The 20475-nt window shown below is 68.0% G+C and carries 21 protein-coding genes and 2 pseudogenes; 11 read left to right on the forward strand and 12 right to left on the reverse strand.

Features of this window, described 5'->3' with window-relative positions; genetic code table 11:
• Positions 1-6: 6 nt before the first annotated feature.
• Complete coding sequence (locus BLV72_RS38025) at positions 7-2349, forward strand: transketolase-like TK C-terminal-containing protein (RefSeq protein ID WP_093468096.1); 2343 nt, start codon at positions 7-9, stop codon at positions 2347-2349.
• A gap of 469 nt (positions 2350-2818) precedes the next feature.
• Positions 2819-3481 (forward strand): adenylate kinase, encoded by a 663-nt coding sequence (locus tag BLV72_RS38030; protein ID WP_093470787.1) that lies wholly within the window; start codon positions 2819-2821, stop codon positions 3479-3481.
• A gap of 149 nt (positions 3482-3630) precedes the next feature.
• Here BLV72_RS38030 and BLV72_RS38035 read toward each other — a convergent pair.
• The 3 genes and pseudogenes from BLV72_RS38035 to BLV72_RS38045 form a co-directional block, all read right to left on the reverse strand.
• A pseudogene (locus BLV72_RS38035) lies at positions 3631-3995 on the reverse strand (acyl-CoA dehydrogenase family protein); the annotation flags it as partial.
• Between the two features lie 176 nt (positions 3996-4171).
• Entirely contained in the window at positions 4172-5455 is a 1284-nt protein-coding gene (locus BLV72_RS38040; RefSeq protein ID WP_093468097.1) for an MFS transporter, read from the reverse strand.
• On the reverse strand, positions 5452-6135 hold the full coding sequence (locus BLV72_RS38045; RefSeq protein WP_093468099.1) for a FadR/GntR family transcriptional regulator: 684 nt from the start codon (positions 6133-6135) through the stop codon (positions 5452-5454). The genes BLV72_RS38040 and BLV72_RS38045 overlap by 4 nt, the downstream gene beginning before the upstream one ends.
• 679 nt (positions 6136-6814) lie before the next feature.
• Between BLV72_RS38045 and BLV72_RS38050 the strand changes: the two genes are divergently transcribed.
• Positions 6815-7126, forward strand: a complete 312-nt coding sequence (locus tag BLV72_RS38050; RefSeq protein WP_244321489.1) for an ATP-binding protein — start codon at positions 6815-6817, stop codon at positions 7124-7126.
• Positions 7127-7180: 54 nt separating this feature from the next.
• Here the strand turns inward: BLV72_RS38050 and BLV72_RS38055 are convergent, their stop codons facing one another.
• The 3 genes and pseudogenes from BLV72_RS38055 to BLV72_RS38065 all read right to left on the reverse strand — a co-directional run bounded on the left by BLV72_RS38055 (position 7181) and on the right by BLV72_RS38065 (position 8608).
• Entirely contained in the window at positions 7181-7594 is a 414-nt protein-coding gene (locus BLV72_RS38055; protein WP_244321220.1) for an integrase core domain-containing protein, read from the reverse strand.
• Positions 7595-7763: 169 nt separating this feature from the next.
• Positions 7764-8021 (reverse strand): annotated as a pseudogene (locus BLV72_RS38060) (transposase); the annotation flags it as partial.
• A gap of 122 nt (positions 8022-8143) precedes the next feature.
• On the reverse strand, positions 8144-8608 hold the full coding sequence (locus BLV72_RS38065) for a MarR family winged helix-turn-helix transcriptional regulator (protein WP_093468103.1): 465 nt from the start codon (positions 8606-8608) through the stop codon (positions 8144-8146).
• Between the two features lie 127 nt (positions 8609-8735).
• On the opposite strand from BLV72_RS38065, the gene BLV72_RS38070 reads away from it, so the two are divergent.
• Positions 8736-9473 carry an SDR family oxidoreductase gene (locus BLV72_RS38070; RefSeq protein WP_093468105.1) on the forward strand — a complete coding sequence of 246 codons (738 nt, stop codon included), beginning with the start codon at positions 8736-8738 and terminating at the stop codon, positions 9471-9473.
• Positions 9474-9613: 140 nt separating this feature from the next.
• Positions 9614-10522, forward strand: coding sequence for an LLM class flavin-dependent oxidoreductase (locus BLV72_RS38075; RefSeq protein ID WP_093468106.1), 909 nt, complete (start codon positions 9614-9616; stop codon positions 10520-10522).
• Between the two features lie 159 nt (positions 10523-10681).
• On the opposite strand, the gene BLV72_RS38080 is transcribed toward BLV72_RS38075, so the two are convergent.
• On the reverse strand, positions 10682-11317 hold the full coding sequence (locus BLV72_RS38080) for a TetR/AcrR family transcriptional regulator (protein WP_093468107.1): 636 nt from the start codon (positions 11315-11317) through the stop codon (positions 10682-10684).
• Positions 11318-11461: 144 nt separating this feature from the next.
• Here BLV72_RS38080 and BLV72_RS38085 point away from each other — a divergent pair, with 144 nt between their 5' ends.
• Positions 11462-12196, forward strand: coding sequence for an SDR family NAD(P)-dependent oxidoreductase (locus BLV72_RS38085; protein WP_093459765.1), 735 nt, complete (start codon positions 11462-11464; stop codon positions 12194-12196).
• A gap of 32 nt (positions 12197-12228) precedes the next feature.
• A complete protein-coding gene (locus BLV72_RS38090) occupies positions 12229-12852 on the forward strand; it encodes an NADPH-dependent F420 reductase (protein ID WP_093468109.1) in 624 nt (207 codons plus the stop codon).
• 94 nt (positions 12853-12946) lie between these two features.
• On the opposite strand, the gene BLV72_RS38095 is transcribed toward BLV72_RS38090, so the two are convergent.
• The 3 genes from BLV72_RS38095 to BLV72_RS38105 all read right to left on the reverse strand — a co-directional run bounded on the left by BLV72_RS38095 (position 12947) and on the right by BLV72_RS38105 (position 15084).
• The gene (locus BLV72_RS38095) at positions 12947-13288 is read right to left on the reverse strand and encodes a hypothetical protein (protein ID WP_143059843.1); all 342 of its coding nucleotides are present in this window, start codon (positions 13286-13288) and stop codon (positions 12947-12949) included.
• Positions 13289-13351: 63 nt separating this feature from the next.
• Positions 13352-13564 (reverse strand): hypothetical protein, encoded by a 213-nt coding sequence (locus tag BLV72_RS38100; RefSeq protein ID WP_093468112.1) that lies wholly within the window; start codon positions 13562-13564, stop codon positions 13352-13354.
• A 269-nt stretch (positions 13565-13833) separates the two neighbouring features.
• Complete coding sequence (locus BLV72_RS38105; RefSeq protein ID WP_093470788.1) at positions 13834-15084, reverse strand: FAD-dependent monooxygenase; 1251 nt, start codon at positions 15082-15084, stop codon at positions 13834-13836.
• 78 nt (positions 15085-15162) lie between these two features.
• Between BLV72_RS38105 and BLV72_RS38110 the strand changes: the two genes are divergently transcribed.
• From BLV72_RS38110 to BLV72_RS48400, 3 genes are all read left to right on the forward strand, one after another.
• Positions 15163-15723: a TetR/AcrR family transcriptional regulator C-terminal domain-containing protein gene (locus tag BLV72_RS38110; protein WP_208905858.1), complete on the forward strand. Its 561-nt coding sequence runs from the start codon at positions 15163-15165 to the stop codon at positions 15721-15723.
• Positions 15724-16077: 354 nt separating this feature from the next.
• A complete protein-coding gene (locus BLV72_RS38115) occupies positions 16078-17547 on the forward strand; it encodes an FG-GAP and VCBS repeat-containing protein (protein ID WP_244321221.1) in 1470 nt (489 codons plus the stop codon).
• 401 nt (positions 17548-17948) lie between these two features.
• Entirely contained in the window at positions 17949-18113 is a 165-nt protein-coding gene (locus BLV72_RS48400; protein ID WP_167746277.1) for a hypothetical protein, read from the forward strand.
• A gap of 101 nt (positions 18114-18214) precedes the next feature.
• On the opposite strand, the gene BLV72_RS38125 is transcribed toward BLV72_RS48400, so the two are convergent.
• Together BLV72_RS38125 and BLV72_RS38130 are read right to left on the reverse strand one after the other, a co-directional pair.
• A complete protein-coding gene (locus BLV72_RS38125; RefSeq protein WP_208905859.1) occupies positions 18215-18520 on the reverse strand; it encodes a hypothetical protein in 306 nt (101 codons plus the stop codon).
• 33 nt (positions 18521-18553) lie between these two features.
• Positions 18554-19387: an alpha/beta fold hydrolase gene (locus BLV72_RS38130; protein WP_244321490.1), complete on the reverse strand. Its 834-nt coding sequence runs from the start codon at positions 19385-19387 to the stop codon at positions 18554-18556.
• A 340-nt stretch (positions 19388-19727) separates the two neighbouring features.
• On the opposite strand from BLV72_RS38130, the gene BLV72_RS38135 reads away from it, so the two are divergent.
• Positions 19728-20300 (forward strand): helix-turn-helix domain-containing protein, encoded by a 573-nt coding sequence (locus BLV72_RS38135; protein ID WP_244321222.1) that lies wholly within the window; start codon positions 19728-19730, stop codon positions 20298-20300.
• Positions 20301-20475: the final 175 nt, after the last annotated feature.

A 20475-nucleotide genomic window follows, 5' to 3' on the forward strand; every position in this document is an offset into this window, starting at 1 on the left:
TCTGTGATGGTCGCGGAACTGAGGTCGGCCGGCGGCAACGGCAGTCCTGCCCAGGCGGAGGAGCTTGCCGCGCTGGAGTCGGTCGAACAGCGGGTGCTGTGGCTGTCCACCGCGATCATCGACCACGCCAATCGGGTGCGGCCGAACCCTTCGGGGCTGAAGGTCGGCGGTCACCAGGCGTCCAGCGCCTCGATGACCTCGATCATGACGACGCTGTGGTTTCACGCACTGACTGCTGAGGACCGGGTGTCGGTCAAGCCTCATGCCTCACCGGTGTTGCATGCGATCAACTACCTGCTGGGCGAGCTGGACGAGTCCTACCTGACCACCCTGCGCGCCTTCGGCGGCCTGCAGAGCTACCCCAGCCGGTCCAAGGACCCCGACCCGGTCGACTACTCCACCGGTTCGGTCGGCATCGGTGCCACCGCCCCCCTGTGGGGCGCCCTCGCACGGCGCTATGTGGAGGGCCACTTCGGCGGGGCCGGGAGGGGACGGCAGTACTCCCTGCTCGGCGACGCCGAGCTGGACGAAGGTGCGATCTGGGAGGCCATCCAGGATCCGATGGTGCCGGGCCTGGGCGAAGTGGTGTGGGTCGTCGACCTCAACCGGCAGTCCCTCGACCGAGTCATCCCCGGCATCGCCGCGGACAAGCTGCAGGGTATGTTCGCCGCGGCCGGGTGGCAGGTGATCTCCCTCAAGTACGGGCGTCTCCTGCAGGAGTTGTTCACCCGGCCCGGCGGCGAGGCCCTGCGCGCTCGTATCGATGCCATGGGCAACCCCGAATACCAGCGCCTGCTGCGCTGCTCCGCCGACGAGCTGCGCGAGCGCTTGCCCGGCACCGGCTCCACCGCCGGGCCGATCGCGGACCTGATCGCCCCCTTGGACGACGCCTCGCTCCTGGCGGCGCTGCGCAACCTGGGCGGCCACGACATCGGCGCGCTGTCGGATGCGTTCGCCGGTGTCGACGACACCCGACCGACCGTGATCTTCGCCTACACGGTCAAGGGCTACGGGCTCCCCACCGAGGGCCACCCGCAAAACCACTCCTCACTCCTGACGGCCGACCAGATGAGTGCACTGGCCGACCGCCTGGGAACCGATCTCGACGACCCGTGGACGCGTTTCGGTGCGGGTTCGGCGGAAGCGGCCCTGTGCGCGGCGGCCGCCCAGCGGCTGCACCGCCCCGAACAGGCGCCCCAAAAGCCCCCTGCCGTCCCCGCCGACCTCGCCCGCCCGGTACCGACCGGCTCCGGCAACACCCAGCAGGCCCTGGGACGCGTCCTGCTGGACCTCACCCGGCGGGCGCCGGAGGCGGCCGCCCGGATCGTCACCGTCAGCCCGGACGTCAGCTCCACCACCAACCTCGGTGGCTGGCTCAACAAGGTCGGTGTGTGGTCGCCGACCGAGCGCCCCAACTGGTTCGCCGATGACGCCGAGACCATCCTGCACTGGCGCGAGCAGCCAGCCGGTCAGCACGTGGAGCTGGGCATCGCGGAGACCAACCTGGTCGGTCTCCTCGGCGAGCTGGGCACCACCTGGAGCCGGTGGGGCCAGCCGCTGCTGCCGATCGGCGTCGTCTACGACCCCTTCGTCAACCGGGCACTGGAGCCTTGGTCGTTCGGCATCTATGCCGGTGGCCAGTCGATCCTGGTCGGCACCCCCTCCGGTGTCACCCTCGCCCCGGAAGGCGGTGCACATCAGTCGATCACCACCCCCTCGCTGGGCATTGAACAGCCCGGCTGCGTCACCTATGAGCCGGCGTTCGCGATCGACACCGAATGGTGCCTGCTCGCCGCACTCGGCAACTTGGCCAGTCCAGGGGGCAGGTCGGCCTATCTGCGGCTGTCGACCCGACCCATCGACCAGTCGACAGCCGCCGTGCCCAGCGACCCGGCCGCTCGCGAACGCCGTCGCCGACATGTGACCGCCGGGGCCTACCGGCTGCGGCAGCACGAGAAGCCCGTGGTGACACTCGCCGCGATGGGCGCTTTGGTCCCGGAGGCCCTGGCCGCCGCCGACCGGCTCGCCGCCCTCGGGCATGGCGCCGACGTTGTGTGCGTGACCAGTCCGGACCTACTTTTCCGTGCACTCCAGGCCCGTCGCGGCCTGTCGGACGACCCGGCCTGGATCCTCGACCAGGTCTTCCCTCTCGACCGGGCCACCCCGCTGGTCACCGTCCTGGACGGGCATCCCCACACCTTGGCTTTCCTGAGCACGATCCAAAACGTTTCCGTCAGCACTCTCGGCGTGACCCGGTTCGGCCAGTCCGGGGCGATCGAGGACGTCTACCGCTACCACCGCATCGACACGGACAGCATCGTCACCACCGCCCTCGACCTCATCGATTGAGCGAGAACCCGGCAGCCTCTGCGTGCAGGGGATTCGCCTCTCATACCCCGTCCGGCGGCACGCCCCTGTCTTGCCGAAAAGACGTACCGCCGGACGGTCCCGGCGCAGCCGACCCGTACCACCAGCCCATGGGGCAACAGCTCCCCACCCACTCCGCCCGGCGCACGGCGCGGCACCCGCCCTGACAAGCCGCGCCGTGACGCAGGACGGCCGGAACCAACCTGTCCGCCCTTCCCACGGCGAGCCGAGCAGACGCTCCACCCAGACGATTGGACATGTGATGAAGGCTCTGAGCGGAATCGAACGAAAGTGGTCCGGGGCTCCGGCCATCCCCCGACCAGCCGCACCATCAGCCAGTCGTCGGTATCAGGCCGTGGGTGGCAGGATCGGCGAGGTCGTCTCCAAGCCGTCCGCAAGCGCCTCCATCGCCGATGAACTCCAGCAGCGCAATGCCGAAGTTCCTCCGCTGATGCGCATCGTCCTCGTCGGGCCGCCGGGCGCTGGTAAGGGCACTCAGGCCATACGCCTGGCCGGGAAGCTGTCGATCCCGCACATCTCCACGGGCGATCTGTTCCGGGCCAACATCAGCCGGCAGACCGAGCTCGGGAAACTCGCGAAGGTCTCCATGGACGCCGGCAACCTCGTCCCCGACGAGCTCACCATCGCGATGGCGAAGGACCGCATGCAACAGCCGGATGCCGAGAACGGCTTCCTGCTCGACGGTTTCCCGCGCAACGTCTCGCAGGCCGAGGCGCTCGACGAGCTGCTGAAGACGGAGGCCATCAAGCTGGACGCGGTTCTTGACCTCGAAGTCCCCGAGGGAGAGGTCATCAAGCGCATCGCCGGCCGGCGCATCTGCCGCAGCCGGTCGGCACACGTGTTCCACATGTCGTACAGCCCGCCGAAGAAGCAGGGCGTGTGCGACATCTGCGGCGGTGAGCTCTACCGGCGCGACGACGACTCCGAGGAGACCGTCCGCAAGCGGCTCGAGGTCTACTACACGCAGACCGAGCCGATCATCGAGTACTACAAGACGCGGGGCCTCGCGGTCACGATCTCCTCCCTGGGCCCGGTGGACGAGGTCACGCGGCGGGCGTTGGAAGCCCTCAAGCGCGAGGACGACGGCAAGTAGCCGCCAGCACGTCTTCCACCACCACGATTGCGGCGTGGGGCGTATGCCCAGCGCGGAGTGCTTGGCCGGAACGGTTGGTGGCGGTGGCGAGGCTTTGCCGTGGTCTTCGTGGACCCGCGTGTCGACGCCTCTCCGGGCGCACAGGTCACCATGTCGGCGAGCGTGAACTGGATGGCCTGGAAGTCGGCGGTCGGCTTGCCGAACTGCTTGCGCTCCTGGGCATAGCCCTTGGCGTAGTCGAGGGCCCCCTGGGCGATGCCGAGGGCCTGGGCGGCGATGGTGATGCGGGTGTGGTCCAGTGTCTTCATCGCCGTGGCGAAGCCGGTTCCCTCCTCACCGATCATGCGGTCCGTGGGGATGCGGACGTTGTCCAGGTAAACCTCGCGGGTCGGGGAGCCCTTGATGCCGAGCTTTTTCTCCGGGGCGCCGAAGGAGGCGCCCTCGTCGGACTTTTCGACGACGAAGGGCTGATGCCCTTGGAGCGCTTCTCGGGGTCGGTGACGGCCATCACCGAGAGGGGACTGAGTTCCCTGGTACCTGATCACCAGTCCCCTTCCAGGACGCGCTTCCCTTGAGTACTTCGCCATCACGGACTGGAGGTGGGCGCCTGCGGAGCTGCGGCTTTCCCGCGGCGGTTCAGGGGGCTGACTTCGCGTTCTCTGCATGCGGTCCGATGCGTTCTGGACGGCGTTAGTCTGTCTCGCGGTCAGGCCGGGTGCGAACGTGGCGGTCGCGTCCGGCGCCATAACCGGCGGCGGCCATGACCAGGCTCAATGCGGTGAGGAGAAGGAGAGCACCAGTCCAGCTGCCGGTGGTGTCGTGGAGGACGCCCAGAAGGAGGGGTCCGGCCGCGGCGACGAGATAGCCGATGGACTGAGCCATCCCGGCCAGGGCTGTGGTTTCGCTGGGACCAGTGGCACGTTGGCTTTGGAAGCTCAGGGCGAGCACGAGACAGACACCGGCGCCCAACCCGAGAAGAGTGCACGCCGCGAGTGCGAGCGCTGGAAAGAGGAGCAGAAGCGCGAAGCCTGCGGCGACGATCGCTGAGCCCGCGGCCGCAGCGAAGCGCTGGTCGTGGCGGCCCCGAGTGATCAAAGGCAGCAACATGCTCGTGACCAGTGCGACGAGCTGGTAGTAGAACAGCATCCAGCCGGCAGCTGTGGTGCTCATGCCCTGCTGACTGAGGATGCTGGGCAGCCAAGCGACGGCGGTGTAGAAGGCAAGGGATTGCAGGCCCATGAAGAAGGACACCTGCCACGCCAGCCAGGATCGCCATGGGGTCCGAGCGTGTGCCCCACGAGACCGCACGCCGCCGTCCGGCCGGGACCCGCGTAGCCGAGGCAGCCACACGGCGAGAGCGGCGACGGCGACGACTACTCCCCAGGCCAAGGCGGAATGCCAGGTTCCTGGTAGGACCTCGGCAAGCGGTACGGAGATACCGGACGACAGAGCAGCGACCATTCCCATAGCGGTGACGTAGAGAGCGCTGACGGTATGAACCCGCGAGCCGGGCACGTGGGTGCGAATCACCGTAGGCAGCAGGACGTTGCCAACCGCGATCGCCACCGAGAGGATCACGGTTCCGACGAACAGACAGGCAAGCGAAGGCAAGGACCGGATCACGGTGCCCGCTGCCAGCACTGCGAGGGCAGCCACGAGGAGGCGGGTGGTGCCGACCCGGTGCGAGGTGCGTCCGACAAAGGGCGAAGTCACGGCAAACACAAACAGCGGCAGGGTGCTCAGTACTCCACCCCCTGACGCAGTCAACCCGGTGTCGTGCTCGATGGCCGGCAACAGTGTGCCCACACCCGTCAAGGTCACGCGTAGGTTGGCCGCCACCAAAAGGATCGCGATCAAGAGGCCGGCCGAAAGGGCGGGCGTAGTAACCGGCGTCTTCGGGGTTGCGATCCGGTCGGTCTTCGTAGCCGTGGTGAGGCCGGCGCGGGAGTTCCTCGAGGTGGTCACTTCTGTCATTCCGTTCCGGTCTCGGTGAGCTTCACGATCTCGGTGGCGCAGTAGCGTGCACCGACCTCGTCCTGGGCAGCGATCGCCTCAACGAGACGCCTGTGCAGAAGGCTGTGCTCCGCGGCCGTCGTGCTGGGCCAGGGCGTGCCGCCGATCTGTTCGGTGACCGCGATGCTGAGGACGTCGTACACCTCGGTAAGAAGGGTGTTCCCGCTGGCACTCACCACGGCCTGATGGAAGCGGGTATCGATCTCCACGATGGCGGCCATCTCCGGTGAATCCGCTGTCGCCTCGGCTTCGTCGAGGAGGTGCCGCAGGCGATTCAGGTCGTCTTCGGTACGCCGCAACGCGGCCAAGCCCGAGGCGTACTCTTCCAGCACTGCGCGCAGTTCCAGCACGTCGCTCCGCCTCGAGGTGTTGGCACGTCTCATCAGTACCGAGTGCATTTCGCTCGATGTCCGGACGTACGTCCCGTCACCCTTCCGAGCCTCCAGCAGGCCCAGATGCACCAGCGCGCCGAGCGCCTCGCGCACCGTCGTACGCCCGACACCGAGTTGCTCGACCAGATCATGTTCCGCCGGAATCCGCATCCCTACAGGCCACGCGCCGGATGTGATCTGCTCACGAAGGGTGTCCACCAGTTGCGCCGACAAGCTCGCGACGCGGCGCGGCGCACGAAGATCTTTCATTAGGCGACCCTAACACCGAATGTCTGACATCTGTACGTGATGTAGGTCGCCACCCGCCTTGGTCCGCCTGGCGTGCATGGGGTTCGACGCGGCGAATGCGTTGATCGCGGTGGCGCGGATGGGGGTCTTGACGACTCGGCCCAGGTGAGCAGCCGATAACATGCCGTTACGTGTTCCGCGAGTAGGTCGGCTGTGGCGTTCAGACAGGCGAAGCCCAGCTCAGATGACATGCCGTGTGGGTCGCCGAGTACTCCACCGGGTGCGCGGATAGGTCGCAGGCCGAAGCCTGACACCAGCGGCCACATTACTGTGCATTAACCTCACTCATGTCTTGACTCCGCCGATATCGGGGCATACGTTGAATGTGAATCACCCATAACGTTAGTCGGCAATAACGACGGAAGGGTCGGTACGGACGTCATCGTCATGACCGAGGGGCCACCCCCGCCGGATCCCCGGTGGCCCGGCGCCGCCACACCGCGCCCGAGACGTTCCTCTCCGGCCTCGTCGTCCCCCGCCCCACCGGGAACGCCCCCAGGACAGCACCATGAATCACAACCTGCCCGTGAAGCTCAGCAACAGCCTTGAGACAGTCTCATCCGCTCGGACAGATGTGGTCTTCCCTCTGCCTCACATTCCAGAAGGTCTTGCCGCCGTCCGCCGACGCGCCGCCCGCGCCATGCAACAGTGGCGCATCCCCTCGGACCTTGCGGACGATGCGCTCCTGGTCGTCTCCGAACTGATCACCAATGCGGTCGTTCACGCCCTCCCCCCTGCGTCGCTGTGCTTGTCCCGGCAGGGTGGCCGGGCTGCGTGTGCTGTCCGCATCGAGGTCACTGACGCGGGCCCGGCGCTGCTGCGCCACCACGGCGGCAGTCCTCGGCAGCCCGAGGAGAGCGGCCGCGGGAGCGCCATCGTCGCCGCACTGTCCGCCCGCTCCGGAACCACGACCTACCAAGGCGGGACCACTCGATGGGCGGAAATCCAATAGCCCACGCCCTGGTGGAGGCGGTCAGGGGGTGTGGGTGCCGGAAACCGTGTCACCCTATGCGGCCTGGTTGTATTCGTGGAGGCCACCGAGCCGATCAAGCCAGGAGACCATTGTGCGGTCGCTGACGGACCGCGGTTCAGCGGCGATCAACTGGTCTGGTGGATGTTGTCCAAGGGATCGGTGCGGCCGATGTCTGTTGTAGTGCTCCGCGTACTCACTGACGACGAGGCGTAGGTGGTGCTGCGCGGTGATCAGGACGCGGTCGGTTGCTTCGCGGCGGCATGATCCGATCCAGCGTTCCGCGATCCCGTTCATCCGGGGCACCTGGGGCAGTGACGGAATGACACGCACACCGATCTCCTGGAAGACAGCATCGAAGTTGTCGGTGAAGTACGTGCCGCGGTCCCGGATGAGAAACCTGACCGACTCGGCATGGCCGCCGAGGTCCATGAGGTAGTTGCGTGCCATGACGGCCCTGTCGCTCCAGGAGAACCGAGGCCGGGGCCGGTCGCGTTGCACGATGGCGAGCTGATGCCGAAGCATCAAGATCTCGGCATCACACCCCGGCCTACGGCACCAAGCTGCGCTGGAGCGCGCCGAAGCTGATCGCGGCGGCCAACACGGAGGTGCCGGGCACCGGCTCAGCACGCAGCACCTCGACATCGGCCAGGCAGTCCCCGCCCAGCGCGAGCGCGAGCGCCACGTCCAGCAGGATCTTGCCCGGATCATGCACCGCACGCGCCTTGCGCCACGGCGCCAACGCCGCCGACATCGCGCTGTCCAGCCCGCTCTTGCGGACCGTCTCCACCAACAGCACGGCCCCGGCCTGAGAAACCACTCCCCGGCCACCGCCCTCAGCACGGACACGCGGGTAGGACCCGATGCGCTGGGTCACCTGGGAAGTGCTTCTGCCCTCGCAGCCAAAAGGACTCTCGACAAGCCCTATCGTTGCAGGTCAGGAGCACTTCTCGCGTTTGTGGTCAAGATTCGGACAACCCACCTCGCGAAAGCCCGAGGCTAGTCGGATTGAGCGCCATCGGCGTCCGTCCCGCTGCGCCGGGCTATGAGTTCATCCTCGATACGCCGGAGCGTGGCATTGACGATCTCGATGGTGGCGGGGTCGTCGATGATGCCCCGGAGGGTCCGGTCCCAGTTGTCGCGGAGGATCTGGTGATTCTGGTGGGCCTTGTCGGTGGGGTACAGGCGCACGCCTCGGGCGTTGCGGTCGTCCACGACGCGATCCACGAGCCCCCTCTTCTCCAGGCCGCGCAGTACCCGGCTGAAGTTGCTCGACGGAAGCAGGGTCGCCTCCGACGCGGCTCGCGCGGACGTGCCGGGGTGGTGGTGGATGAACCGCATGACGCTGATCTCGATCGGCGTGCACGGCTCGAAGGCGGGGTCCGCCGGGGGCCGAAGCTGCCGCCCCACGGCGAAGACCAGGTCGGCCAGCTCGTGGAGACTGGCGGCTTTGACGTCGCTCATGCCACGAGGATACCTTCCTATTGCTTGATAGCTATCAATTGATAGCATTGAATGGTGGAGGCCCCCGCGCCTCGAAGGCCGTGGCGCTGCTCAGGCAATCCACCGACTCATGGATGAGGAATCCCCTATGGACATCAGCGGAGCCGTAGTACTCGTGACCGGAGCGTCGTCAGGCATCGGAGGGGCCACCGCACGCGCCGCCTCCCGCGCCGGTGCGCGCGTGGTGCTCCTCGCTCGCCGCGAGGGACGCGTCCGACAGCTCGCCAAGGAACTCGGCGAGTCCGTGGCCCTGGCCGTGCCATGCGATGTGACGGACCGGGTCCAGGTCGCGGCGGCCGTAGAAGCCGCGATCGAGAAGTTCGGGCGGATCGACGTCCTGGTGAACAACGCAGGCCAGGGGCTGCAGGCGACCGTCGACGCCATCGACCCCGAGGACTTCCGGGCCGTCCTCGAACTCAACCTCGTCGCACCCCTGACCGCGACGCAGGCCGTCCTTCCGCAGATGCGCAAGCAGGGAGCCGGGGCCATCGTGAACGTGGGCTCCGGGATCATCTGGTCGTCGCTGCCCGGATCCGGCGCATACTCCGCCTCCAAGGCCGCCCTCGCGAAGCTCTCGGCTATCGCCCGCGTCGAGCTCGCCGACGACAACATCGCCGTGTCGATGATGTTCCCGTCGATCACCGAGACCGAGTTCGTCAGGACGGTTCGCGGCGACGTCGCAGGCGCGCTGAAAATGGAGGGCTCCAGCGGCTTGGTACCCCAGTCGCCCGAGGGTGCCGCCGACACAATCCTCGGTCTGATCAGGAGCGGCGCCGAGCAGGCCGACCTCGTCCCGGAGGAGTACGGCGGCACGCTCAAAAGCTGAGCCACCGAAAACTGAAAATACCCCGACGCACGTCATGAGGCGGGGCGGGCAACGCCTTCCGCTGCTGTCGACGAAGCACAGGCGGCAGCGGTGGAAGGACACGCACCACCCGGTCCGTTATCGAGGAAGAGACACGGCAAATGGAGATAGGCGTAGGGCTGCCGGGTCATGTCACCGGAGTTGAGGAGCGTACGTTGGTGACGTGGGCGCGGCGGGCCGAGGAGCGGGGATTCGCCTCGCTGATCGCCAGCGACCGCCTGGCCTGGTCCACTCCGGAACCCCTGATCACACTGGCCGCGGCAGCCGGGGCCACCGAACGCATCCGGTTGGTCACCAGCGTGCTGCTGGCCCCGCTGCACACCAACCCCGCATTGTTCGCCAAGGCCGCGGCGACCTTGGACCGGATCGCGGGCGCCGGACGGCTGCATCTCGGTCTCGCTCCCGGAGCCCGCGAAGACGACTACCGGGCGAGCCACTTGGACTTCAGTACTCGAGGGCGTGCCCTGGACACACTGGTGGAACGCGTCACCGCCATCTGGCGGGGTGAAGAGGAGGTGGGTCCGGCCCCGGTCACCCCCGGAGGGCCGCCACTGTGGTTCGGCGGCACATCGCAGGCGACGCTGCGGCGTATCGCCTCCCACGGCACCGGATGGATCGCCGGAACCGGCGGAGACATCGACGAGTTCATCACATTCGCCACCAGCCTCCACAGCCGCTGGAAGGAGGCCGGCAGGCAAGGACGTCCGCGCACCAGGGCCACGGCGATGTTCGCCCTCGGCGGCCACGCACACCGATCCCTCGCCCGCGCCGTCAACGACTACTACGCCTTCGCCGGCCCCGACTACGTCCGGACCGTCATCGACACAGCGGCCACCACCGCCGACGTGGTCCACGCAACCGTCACCGCCCACGAAGCAGCCGGACTCGACGAACTCGTCTTCGTGGGCAACGACACCGACCCGAAGCAGATCGACCTGCTCGCCGACATCCTCGGGGACAAACTCACCTCCCCGAACAGCACAACCAGGGCGCCGGACCGCTCACATTGAAGGAACCAGGATGCCGAACGAGTCACCGGTCTTCCCGGCGGCTTCTGCTGCGGCCTTCAGCAGGCGGGCGGCCGGTTCCGTAAAGCCGGCAAGGTCCGGGCCAGGTGCGGGCGGCTGGTGTCGCGCCCAGCGGGTGCAGCCGCGCGACCGGCAGCGCGTTCAGCCCGGCTGCGGAGTGCCAAGTTGACTTGACACTTCCTCCCGTCGCCGGTCATCGCCGGCCGTGGCGGGGATGGCGTTGTCGATGAGGACGGCGGCGATGGCGGCGGCGGTGGGGAAGGCGTCGGCGTCGAGGACCCGGGTGCGGGCCGCGGCGCCGTCGATGAGCAGCGCGAGCTGCTCGCCGAGCTGTTCAGGGTCGGCGGCGCCGGCTTCGCGGGCGGTGTCGGCGAGCCGCGCGGCGACGGCTTTCTTGTAGTCGCGTGCGTACTGGGACGCGGGGTGCTGGGGGTCGTGCAGCTCGACGGCGGCGCCGATGTAGGGGCACAGGGGGGTGGTGGGGGGGATGTCGAAGGCGGCGAGGAGCCGTTCGCGGGGCGTGAGGTCGGTGCGGTCGAACACGCCGGACAGAACGGCGGGGTCGAACCGGCGCAGGTACTCGGCGACGAGTTCGTCCTTGCCGGTGAAGTGCTGGTAGGCCGTGCGCTTGGACACCTGGGCCGCCGCGCAGAGCTGGTCCATGCCGGTGCGGTTGATGCCCTGCTCGCGGAACAGCTGCTGGGACGCGCTGATGATGCGCTCGCGGGCGCCCCGGCCGCGGCGGCGGCCCGTGGGGCCCTTCTCCAACTCCGTCATGGCTCCATCGTACCGCGTGTAGGTAACGACCGGTGTACATAGTTTGCGTCCCGGTCGCCCGCCCCGTACCGTAAGCACACAGGGCGGTGTACATAATGCCATCGCCTCAGGTGCACACGGCACCACCGACTCAAGGGAATGACTATGGGAAAGCTTGACGGCAAGGTCGCGGTCATCACCGGCGGCACCACCGGCATGGCGCTGGCCGGCGCGAAGCTGTTCGTCGACGAGGGAGCGCACGTCTTCATCACCGGCCGCCGCCAGGACGCCTTGGACGAGGCCGTGAAGCAGATCGGCCGCAACGTCACCGGCGTCCAGGGCGACGCCGCCGACCTGGACGACCTGGACCGCCTGTACGACACCGTCAAGCGGGAGAAGGGCAGCCTCGACGTGCTGTGGGCCAGCGCCGGCGGCGGTGAGCCCGCCCCGCTCGGCGAGATCACCGAGGCCCAGTTCGACACCTGGTTCGGGCTCAACGCCCGCGGCACCCTGTTCACCGTCCAAAAGGCCCTCCCGCTCTTCAATGACGGCGGCTCCATCCTCATGACCGGCTCCAACGCCTCCCTCGGCGCCTTCCCCGGCTGGAGCGTCTACGCCGGCAGCAAGGCCGTCCAGCAGGCCTGGGCCCGCATCTGGCTCAACGAACTCAAGGACCGCCGCATCCGCGTCAACGTCCTGACCCCTGGCCAGGTCGCCACCGCCAAGCAGGCAGAACTCTTCGACGAGGCCACCAAGCGCCAGTTCGAGTCCCTCATCCCCCGCGGCCAGATGGGCCGCCCCGACGAAATCGCCACCGCTGCCCTCTTCCTCGCCTCCGACGACTCCAGCTACGTCAACGGCATGGAACTCGTCGCCGACGGCGGCACCACCGCCATCTGAACCGAACAACCACAACCAGGGCAGGACATCTCATGAGCAACATCAGCATCATCGGCACCGGGAACATGGCCCGCACCATCGGAGTGCGGGCGATAGCGGGCGGCAACACCGTCGAGGTCATGGGCCGCGATCAGTCCAAGGCCGCCGACCTGGCCAAGGCTCTCGGCGGCGGCGCCACGACGGGAGAGTGGGGCACCGCCCCGGCCGGGGACATCGTCATCGTGGCCCTGCTGTACGACGGCGTCGTGCCGGCCGTCGCACAGTACGGAGACGCTCTCGCGGGCAAGGTCATCGTCGACATCAGCAATCCCTTCAACTCCACCTTCGACGGGCTGGCCCACCGCGAGGAGGCCTCGATCGCGCAGGAAGTCGCCAAGGCGGCCCCGGCCAGCGCCAACGTGGTGAAGGCGTTCAACACCGTCTTCCGTCATGTCCTGGAGAAGGGCCGGCCCGACGTCTTCATCGCCGGCGACAATGCGCAGGCCAAGGCAAGTGTGGAGGCGTTCATCGAGACCCTCGGGCTGCGCCCGCTGGACGTCGGCGGCCTGAAAATGGCGCACTGGCTGGAAGGAGCGGGTGTGGTCACGGTGGGCCTCGCCAACCACGGGGTGGGGAACTTGGACTTCGCCCTCAGCATCACCGAACTTCCCGTCTGAGTTAACGGTTGACGGATGACCGAATGACTCGCCAAGTGAGGCCGTGGCGAGTCGGCGGGGTAGCCGACCTGCACGTCCTTCTCGAAGGCGAAGATCACTCCGTCAGGTCGATGACCGCTCCGTCCAGCCGTGCTTCGGCCGACTCCAGCCCCCGGGCCGCCGGGCAGCCGTCGGTGAACTCGGCGAGCAGCCTGGTCACGCGCGTTTGGGTCTGGCTGTTCGTCAAGGCCGTAGCCCGGTGGTGGGCGATCCAGGCGTGCGCCAACTGGGCGCCCAACTGCGAGCACCGATAATTCCCCGGGCGGATCACGCGCCGCATGGCCGTGCCCTTGGGATTGATGCAGATCAGCTTACGCGTCTCGATCCGGGACACCTGCCCGCCCCGCTCAAGCGGCTTCGCCGCCTGCCGGGACCTGCGTTCCCCTCGTCTGGGCATCAGAACGCCTGCCGTTCTGCCAGACGGGCTCGCGTCGTCGGCGTAGCTCTTGTTCTGGTCGTTTCACTCCGCGATCGCCCTCGCAACCAGTAGGTTCGTCCGCCGGATGTAGCGCAGAGACCGCATCGTGGAGCTGGCGTGCAGGTGTCCGGGCAGCCGCTGAACGATCAGCAGAGCGTTGAGGTTGGTGTGTTCGGCCGGCAAAGCATCCTGTCCGCCCTCGGCTGTCTTCTCGGCGAGGGCGGACAGGATCATCTTGGTCAGGATTTCCAGCACTGGGGGTCAAGGGGTCGCGGGTTCGAATCCTGTCGTCCCGACCAGCGTTTTCGCAGGTCGGAGGCCGTTTTCCCGGAGATGGGAGAGCGGCCTTCTTCGTGTTGTACGGCGTGGTGGCCGCACGGTGGTCACACGCGTGCCTTGGGGTGTGGAGGCGCTGGGTGAACTGGCGGCCGGGGGCGCATGCCAGTGCCGATGAGAAGCTCACACAGATCCGCGATGAGCGGGCCCTGGCCATGACGGCCATCGTTCCCGCTGCCCGGTCGCTTTCAGGCGGCGCTGATCGGAGCCGGGTTCTCGGGGAGCTGCCAGTTGCCGCCGCGGTCCTTCTTCGAAAGGCGCGCGGCGAGGTCGGGGACGTGCAGGAAGCAGGCCAGCGCGGTGGCGGCCTGGAAGACATCGATCGCACGCTGGGTCATCGGCATGCCCAGGCGCAGAAGGCGCGGATTCACCTCGCCCTGGATCTCGTTGACGAAGGGCCGCAGCACGCTGTCGTAGTTCGCCAGCGCAGTCGGCAGGTCGCCGGGGTGCCGGTTGATCTCACCAGCCAGGACATGGGCGCCGACCAGGCCGCCGGAGATTCCCATGCCGCTGTAAGGGGAGGCGCAGTGCGCGGCGTCACCGGCCAGGACCACGCGGCCCTTGGACCAGGTGTCGGTGCGGACCTGGACGACCTCCTGGGAGTAGAAGAACGGGCTCGTCCTCATGCCCTCGATGAAGCGCTCGGTCTGCCACCCGGCGTCGCGGAACCTGTCGGCCCAGAACTCCTGCTGGCGCTCGACGGGCTTGCGGTGGATCACTGAGGCTTCATCGGATTCCTCCCGTATGACGAAGTACACCTGGGTCTCGGTCGGGTTGTGGCTGCGGCGCATGATCTGGCGGCCTCCCGGGACCATGTAGGTGTCCCGGATGTTGCTGTCGGACGCGATGCGCGGAACGAACCAGTAGGCCATGTGGATGCCCACCCGCCAGTACGGGTCGAAGCCCTCCGGGAGAACCGCTCGCCGGATGCGTGATCCCTGCCCGTCGGCGCCGACCAGGAGGTCGAATTCACCGGAGGACCCGTCGGAGAAGTGCGCGACGACCCTGTGTTCGTCCTGCTCGAAGCCGTCCACGCTCTTGCCGAAAACGTACTCGGTGTCGTCCCTCGTCGCCTCGTGCAGGATGCGCACCAGGTCCCCGCGCATGATCTCGTACTCGGACGTGAGGGTCTGCCGACCCCGCCCGGAGGTGTTGGCCATGATTGTCGCCTTGGCCTTGCCTCGGGCATCGACGAAGGCGACGCCCGCCTCGTCCACGAGCTTGCCCCGGACGGTGTCGAGGAGCCCCATGCGCTTGACGGCCTCGATGCCCTGCCCCCGGAGATCGACCTGAGCCCCGGCGGCCCGCAGCGCCGGAAAGCGTTCGACAACGGTCACCTGGTGGCCGCCCCGTGTGAGCCAGAGGGCCAGAGCCTGTCCCGCGACCCCACCACCGGCGACGAGGACCCGCAGGGGCTGCGTTCTTGATCTCTTTGTCATGCCCATCACCCTAAATCTATCAGTGAAAGATTCCTTTTCAGAGTCATCTATCAGCGATAGATTGTCAACGTGACCAAGATGAACCGCGAGGCCGTCATCGCTGAGGCGCTCGGCCTGCTCGACGAGGTCGGGTTGGACGCCGTCAGCACGAGACGGCTGGCGAAGCGACTGAGTGTGGAACAGCCATCGCTCTACTGGTACTTCCGCACGAAGAAGGACCTCCTCGCCGCCATGGCGGAGGCGGCGATGACACCCCATGCGACCGCACCACTGCCGACGCCCGATGACGACTGGCGCGACTGGTTCCTGGCCAACACACGCAGCTTCAGGCGCACCCTGCTGATGCGCCGGGACGGCGCACGGCTCCACGCCGGCAGCACCCCCACCGGCGACCTCGGCCGGATCCGCCGCAAGATGGAATTCCTCGTCGCCTCCGGCGTCCCCGAGCGGGAAGCGCACATGGCAATGCTGGCGGCTAGCCGCTTCACGGTCGGCAGCGTCCTGGAAGAGCAGGCAGACACCGACCCCGGTGACACCGCGGATCTACCGGCTGACGTGCCGGTGATCGATCACGAGTCGGCGTTCGAGGCGGGCCTCGCCCTCATCCTGAACGGCCTGGTGCACCGTACCGGGGTGTAGGGGGCTGGCTGGTCCCGCAGGTCAGGCGGCAGATGGGTGGGGAGAGCCACTGAGCAGGTGTGGGGTCATCCCCGAGCAGGGGGCGGCCGCTTTCGACGAGCCCATCATCGTGGGTGACCCGCAGGCGGATGAGGGGCTGTTCGGCTGCGGCGGGCTGCTCGGACAAGCGGCTGATCTGCTCCCGCAGTTGTTCCACTGCCGCACGGGCGGCCTGCCCCCGGACGCGTGTCCGCTCGGACCGAGGCCCGCCTATCGTTAACCCGGCGCCAACCACCCGTGAACTCCGTACAACCAGCGCCGCCCTTCGACGGTCACACCGGATGACCCGCACCCGTCGACCGAGTGGGAGCCTTCGTGCCACACAGCCGCCGCATCCTGACATACGCCATCGCAGCCGGCGCTGTGGCCACCGCCGGGTTCGTGTTCCCGTCCGGCGCCACCGCTGCCGCACCCCGTACCGCCACGAGCGACTTCAACGGGGACGGCTACGCGGACCTCGCCGTCGGCGTCCCGGAGGGGACCGTCGGCGGCCAGGCCAAGGCCGGATACGTGAACATCGTCTGGGGTGGGCCGAAGGGTGTCGGCGCCTACGGAAGCATCCGTGTCACCCAGTCCACTCCCGAGGTTCCCGGGACCCCGGAGGCGGGTGACCGCTTCGGCGCATCCGTGGCCCTGGTGGACCTCAACGGCGACGGCATCGCGGAACTCCTCGCCGGTGTCCCCGGCGAGGATGTCATCGACCGCGGTACGGACGCCGGCATGGTCATCGCCATAGGCGGCTCGACGGACGGGCCGGGACCGGGGGCGACGGTCCTGACCGGGCCGTCGCCGTCGGCCGCGTACGGCACATCGGTCGCGGCGGCCGAGCTGACCGGCGACGACAACAAGGAGATCGTGATCGGCGGCACGGACAAGGTCGTCGCTCGTGTCATCCAGGGTGAAGACAGCATGATCACCACCGTCGTCGCCGCCCCCATGGGCGGCCGCGCCCCCGTTCTGACCACCGGCGACTTCGACAGCGACGGCACGGCGGACCTGGCCGTGGCGTACTGGACCGCGGGCAACCCCAACACGCAGTCTCACGTGCGCCTGTGGAAGTGGGACGCCGACCGGTCCGAGATGGCCAACTTCTGGAACACGGACAACGCCGGCGTGACCGCCCTGGCCGCCGGCGACTTCGACGGCGACGGCCACGACGACCTGGCCCTCGGCGAGTGCCGTGAGATCGCCGACGAGAACATCGACGACCCGTGCGGTCCCGAAAATCTCGCCAAGGGGGGCGGCATCCACCTCCACTACGGAAGCCCCGCGAGCGGCTCGTTCGGCAGCCGCGCCCAGACTCTCAACCAGGACACGGAGGGTGTCCCGGGCGTGGCCGAGGACGGCGACCGCTTCGGCGCCGCCCTCGCTGTCGCCGACGTCAACCGCGACGGCCGCGACGACCTGATCGTGGGCGCTCCTGGTGAGGCCATCGGAAGTAAAGCGGGGGCGGGCGCCGCCTGGCTGCTCTCCGGCAGCGCTCAGGGACTGCTCGACGCAGGCGGCGCTGCGACATCCGTCTCCTGGAACCAGGACAGGCCCGGCGTCCCGGGCGTCGCCGAGGCGGGCGACACCTTCGGCGCGGCGGTCGCCTCGGGTGACTGCGACGCCGACGGCGTACCGGATGTCACGGTCGGATCCCCTGGCGAGAACGCCTCCCTGGGCGCCGCATGGCTCTTCCGCAGCGGCTCGGCCGCCGGCTCGACGGCCCTCTCGCCCCGCACGCTCGGCCTCCCGTACCTGTCCACGGCTCAGAAGTACGGCAAGCCGCTGAGCAGCCACTGAGCAGCCACTGAGTCGCCCTACGGTCGTTCGAATCGTACGGCCGGCCCTACGACGCGGCCGTCACCCAGATCAGCCAGCTGTCCACCTCCTCTTCGGAGGCGTAGTCGGCATCCATGACCCGTTGCACGAGCGCACCCGCCTCGGCCCGGCTCATTCAGCTCGCGGGCCGCGTCGTCGACGTCACCTTCACCCTGCGCGAGGCCCCCGACCGGGTCGGCCGCGACCGACGTGGCGAGGGGCTGGTGGCCGACCGGGCCTGGGGAACTCCCGGCCGCCGGCGGCTTCCTGGGCACAGTCGTGTTAGCCGGATGTTAGCGGGACGGCGGTGGTGCGGTAGCGGCCCCGGTCAGAGTTGTTGTCGTACCGAGCAGACCACGACACCGACCGCTCTGGGACCCGAAATGCGCTCCGACACCACTGGCCGCATCGCCCGCCGTCGCACTCTCCGGGTCGCCGCCGCGGAGAAGCAGTCGGGCGGCGGGCAGGCCGCCACCGAAGGCGGCGGCAGGGCGCACGCGGGCGTCGAGCGCTGCCGCACCGAAAACCCCCGCTGCCCTGGTGTGTGACGGCACCAGGGCAGCGGACTTTCCGTTCCAACAGGCGGGATGCCGAGCCGGCGGGGGAATGCTTTGCCGTCGGCCCTGCACGTTGGTCGCGTAGGTCATGGTCATGGCTCGAACTCCACGCGGTCCGACAGCACGCCGTTGATCTGCAGGGCGAGGGCATGCGGGCCGGGGTGGTAGCGGCGGGTGGTCAGGAGCCGGATGGAATGGTCCCGGCTCACCTCGATCGTCTCGTCCGGGCCCAGGGTTCGGGTGGTGAGCTTGAACGTCCTGGCGCTCTGCGAGCCGTTGGCCCTGCGGTGGTGGACCACGTAGTCGATCGCCGGCCGGGCGGCCTCGGCACCGACATTGCGGATGCTCGCGGTGAAGCGGACGCCCCCGCCGATCGGCACGCGGGTGCGATCGAGCACCGGGCCCGGCGTCTGCCATCCCGAGTTTGAGTACTACTTCGTTCCGGTCTTGCTGGTGAACGAGAGGATCTCACGCACTACGGCCTCGGGGTTCTCTTCCGCGAGCCAGTGGCCCGATGTGGGAATCTCGACCGCGCGGGTGATGTTGCGCAACGTCGGCGTCAGGGTGGGTCGGGTGGAGGCGAGTGAGCCGGTTGCCGTGAGGAGGAGGGTGGGGGTGTTGATATGGGCGGCTGCGGTGTTGTCACGTTCGTCTTTGTCCAGGCTTCGGTAGAGCTCGAATCCCGCGTGCAGTACGTCCGGGCGGCTGTAGGTGCGGACGTACTCGTTGATTTCCGCCTCGGTGAAGGGGGACCGTGTCCTCTTGCCGCCGAATGACGCGCCGCCGTAGGCGACTTGTGGATAGAACGCCGTGAGGTACTCGCGCACGTCGCTCGGGTTGTCGACGAGTTTCTCGGGGATCGCCTGCTGACTGTTGAAGGCCATGTGCCAGGAGAAGGTCCGGTACTGCGCGGCGGGCAGCTTCCGCCCGGGGAGCGGATAGTCCATGTGTACATAAGAGTTCACCTGTCCGGGGAACTGCGAGACGTACTGGAATCCGACGCCACCGCCGAGGTCGTGTGCGACCAGGTCGAACTTGTCGAGTCCGATCTGGTCACGCAGGAGACCGTGGACGTAACGTGCCAGGGTCTTTTTGTCGAAGCTCTCCGGGCTTCCCTTGCTGTCGCCGAGGCCGGGGAGATCGAGAGCGTAGACGGTGTGATGCTCGGCGAGAGCCGGCATGATCTTCCGCCACTCGTACCACGTCTGCGGCCAGCCGTGCAGCAGCACCAGGGCCGGGCCCTTACCGCCGGTGACGTAGTGCATGCGCACACCGCGGACGGTCGAGAACTTGTGCTTGAACGTCGCGTTGAACTCTGCGTCATGCTTCGTCGCGGCGTCGTACGACGCCGCCGGCCCGGCCGACGAGACGGTAGCGCGAGGTGATGCGGCGGCCCCGTCGGGCCCATCGCACCCGGCAGTACTGCCCACGGCGAGTGAGAGGGCCAGCGAGCCGGCTCCGAGGAGGAGGCGTCGGCGGGGAGGGCGCCTGTGGTTTCGGGTCAGGTCCATGCCGCAAATCCTCAGGTGCGGCCTTGCGATTCCGCAGGCTTTTTTGCAGGATTGCAAAAAGGCCCCGGGTGGATCCGAGTGGAGGAGCCGGCCAGTGACGGAAGACGAAGCGGTATTGCAGAACGTCGGTCCGAGGCTGCGGGGCTTCCGCAAGGCTCTCGGCGTCACCCTCACCGATCTGGCGGAACGCACGGGGCTCACGCCGAGCACCATCTCTCGGCTCGAACGCGGACACATTCGTCCGACTCTGGAACAGCTATTGCCGCTTGCCCGCGCTTACGCTGTGCCGCTCGACGAACTGGTTGCCGCGCCGGTCACTGCCGATCCGCGGGTCCACTTGCGCCCCTTTCGCAAACATGGGCTGACATTCGTGCCGCTGGGCATGAAAACAGGTGGCGTGCAGGCGTACAAGGTGATCTATCCTCCGGTTTCGCGGCTCCCGCCGCCGAAATTTCATCAGCATCCCGGCCGGGAGTGGTTCTACGTACTCCATGGGGCGGTCCACCTGGTCCTCACCGATACCCGGACGGAACTGACGGCGGGCGAAGCGGCGGAGTTCGATACGAACGCGCCTCACTGGATTGGCAACGCTCGGGACGATATGCCGGCGGAGACCATCGTGCTCTACGGGCACCAAGGCGAACGAGTTCACATCACGGACGTCTGAGAACGCCTGACACAGACGCGCGGCGGCATCGACCGACTCGGTCCGAACGAGACCGGGCCACACCGACACTGCGGATAGGCTTTGGCGTCGAAGGCAGGGCGCGCCGCCCGAGATACCCAAGAAGGCCCGTCGTAGGCCGGCGCACGTCCACGACCTGCCGGAACTGGCTCAGCAC

The organism is Streptomyces melanosporofaciens, assembly GCF_900105695.1.
In the GTDB taxonomy this organism is placed as follows: domain Bacteria; phylum Actinomycetota; class Actinomycetes; order Streptomycetales; family Streptomycetaceae; genus Streptomyces; species Streptomyces antimycoticus.

Bases quoted from the DNA above. Each gene is read 5' to 3' on its own strand.
- BLV72_RS38025 (WP_093468096.1), top strand. From the start codon at position 7: ATGGTCGCGGAACTGAGGTCGGCCGGCGGCAACGGCAGTCCTGCCCAG.
- BLV72_RS38030 (WP_093470787.1), top strand. From the start codon at position 2,819: ATGCGCATCGTCCTCGTCGGGCCGCCGGGCGCTGGTAAGGGCACTCAG.
- BLV72_RS38040 (WP_093468097.1), bottom strand. From the start codon at position 5,455: ATGACAGAAGTGACCACCTCGAGGAACTCCCGCGCCGGCCTCACCACG.
- BLV72_RS38045 (WP_093468099.1), bottom strand. From the start codon at position 6,135: ATGAAAGATCTTCGTGCGCCGCGCCGCGTCGCGAGCTTGTCGGCGCAA.
- BLV72_RS38050 (WP_244321489.1), top strand. From the start codon at position 6,815: ATGCAACAGTGGCGCATCCCCTCGGACCTTGCGGACGATGCGCTCCTG.
- BLV72_RS38055 (WP_244321220.1), bottom strand. From the start codon at position 7,594: ATGGCACGCAACTACCTCATGGACCTCGGCGGCCATGCCGAGTCGGTC.
- BLV72_RS38065 (WP_093468103.1), bottom strand. From the start codon at position 8,608: ATGAGCGACGTCAAAGCCGCCAGTCTCCACGAGCTGGCCGACCTGGTC.
- BLV72_RS38070 (WP_093468105.1), top strand. From the start codon at position 8,736: ATGGACATCAGCGGAGCCGTAGTACTCGTGACCGGAGCGTCGTCAGGC.
- BLV72_RS38075 (WP_093468106.1), top strand. From the start codon at position 9,614: ATGGAGATAGGCGTAGGGCTGCCGGGTCATGTCACCGGAGTTGAGGAG.
- BLV72_RS38080 (WP_093468107.1), bottom strand. From the start codon at position 11,317: ATGACGGAGTTGGAGAAGGGCCCCACGGGCCGCCGCCGCGGCCGGGGC.
- BLV72_RS38085 (WP_093459765.1), top strand. From the start codon at position 11,462: ATGGGAAAGCTTGACGGCAAGGTCGCGGTCATCACCGGCGGCACCACC.
- BLV72_RS38090 (WP_093468109.1), top strand. From the start codon at position 12,229: ATGAGCAACATCAGCATCATCGGCACCGGGAACATGGCCCGCACCATC.
- BLV72_RS38095 (WP_143059843.1), bottom strand. From the start codon at position 13,288: ATGCCCAGACGAGGGGAACGCAGGTCCCGGCAGGCGGCGAAGCCGCTT.
- BLV72_RS38105 (WP_093470788.1), bottom strand. From the start codon at position 15,084: ATGACAAAGAGATCAAGAACGCAGCCCCTGCGGGTCCTCGTCGCCGGT.
- BLV72_RS38110 (WP_208905858.1), top strand. From the start codon at position 15,163: ATGAACCGCGAGGCCGTCATCGCTGAGGCGCTCGGCCTGCTCGACGAG.
- BLV72_RS48400 (WP_167746277.1), top strand. From the start codon at position 17,949: ATGCGCTCCGACACCACTGGCCGCATCGCCCGCCGTCGCACTCTCCGG.
- BLV72_RS38130 (WP_244321490.1), bottom strand. From the start codon at position 19,387: ATGCACTACGTCACCGGCGGTAAGGGCCCGGCCCTGGTGCTGCTGCAC.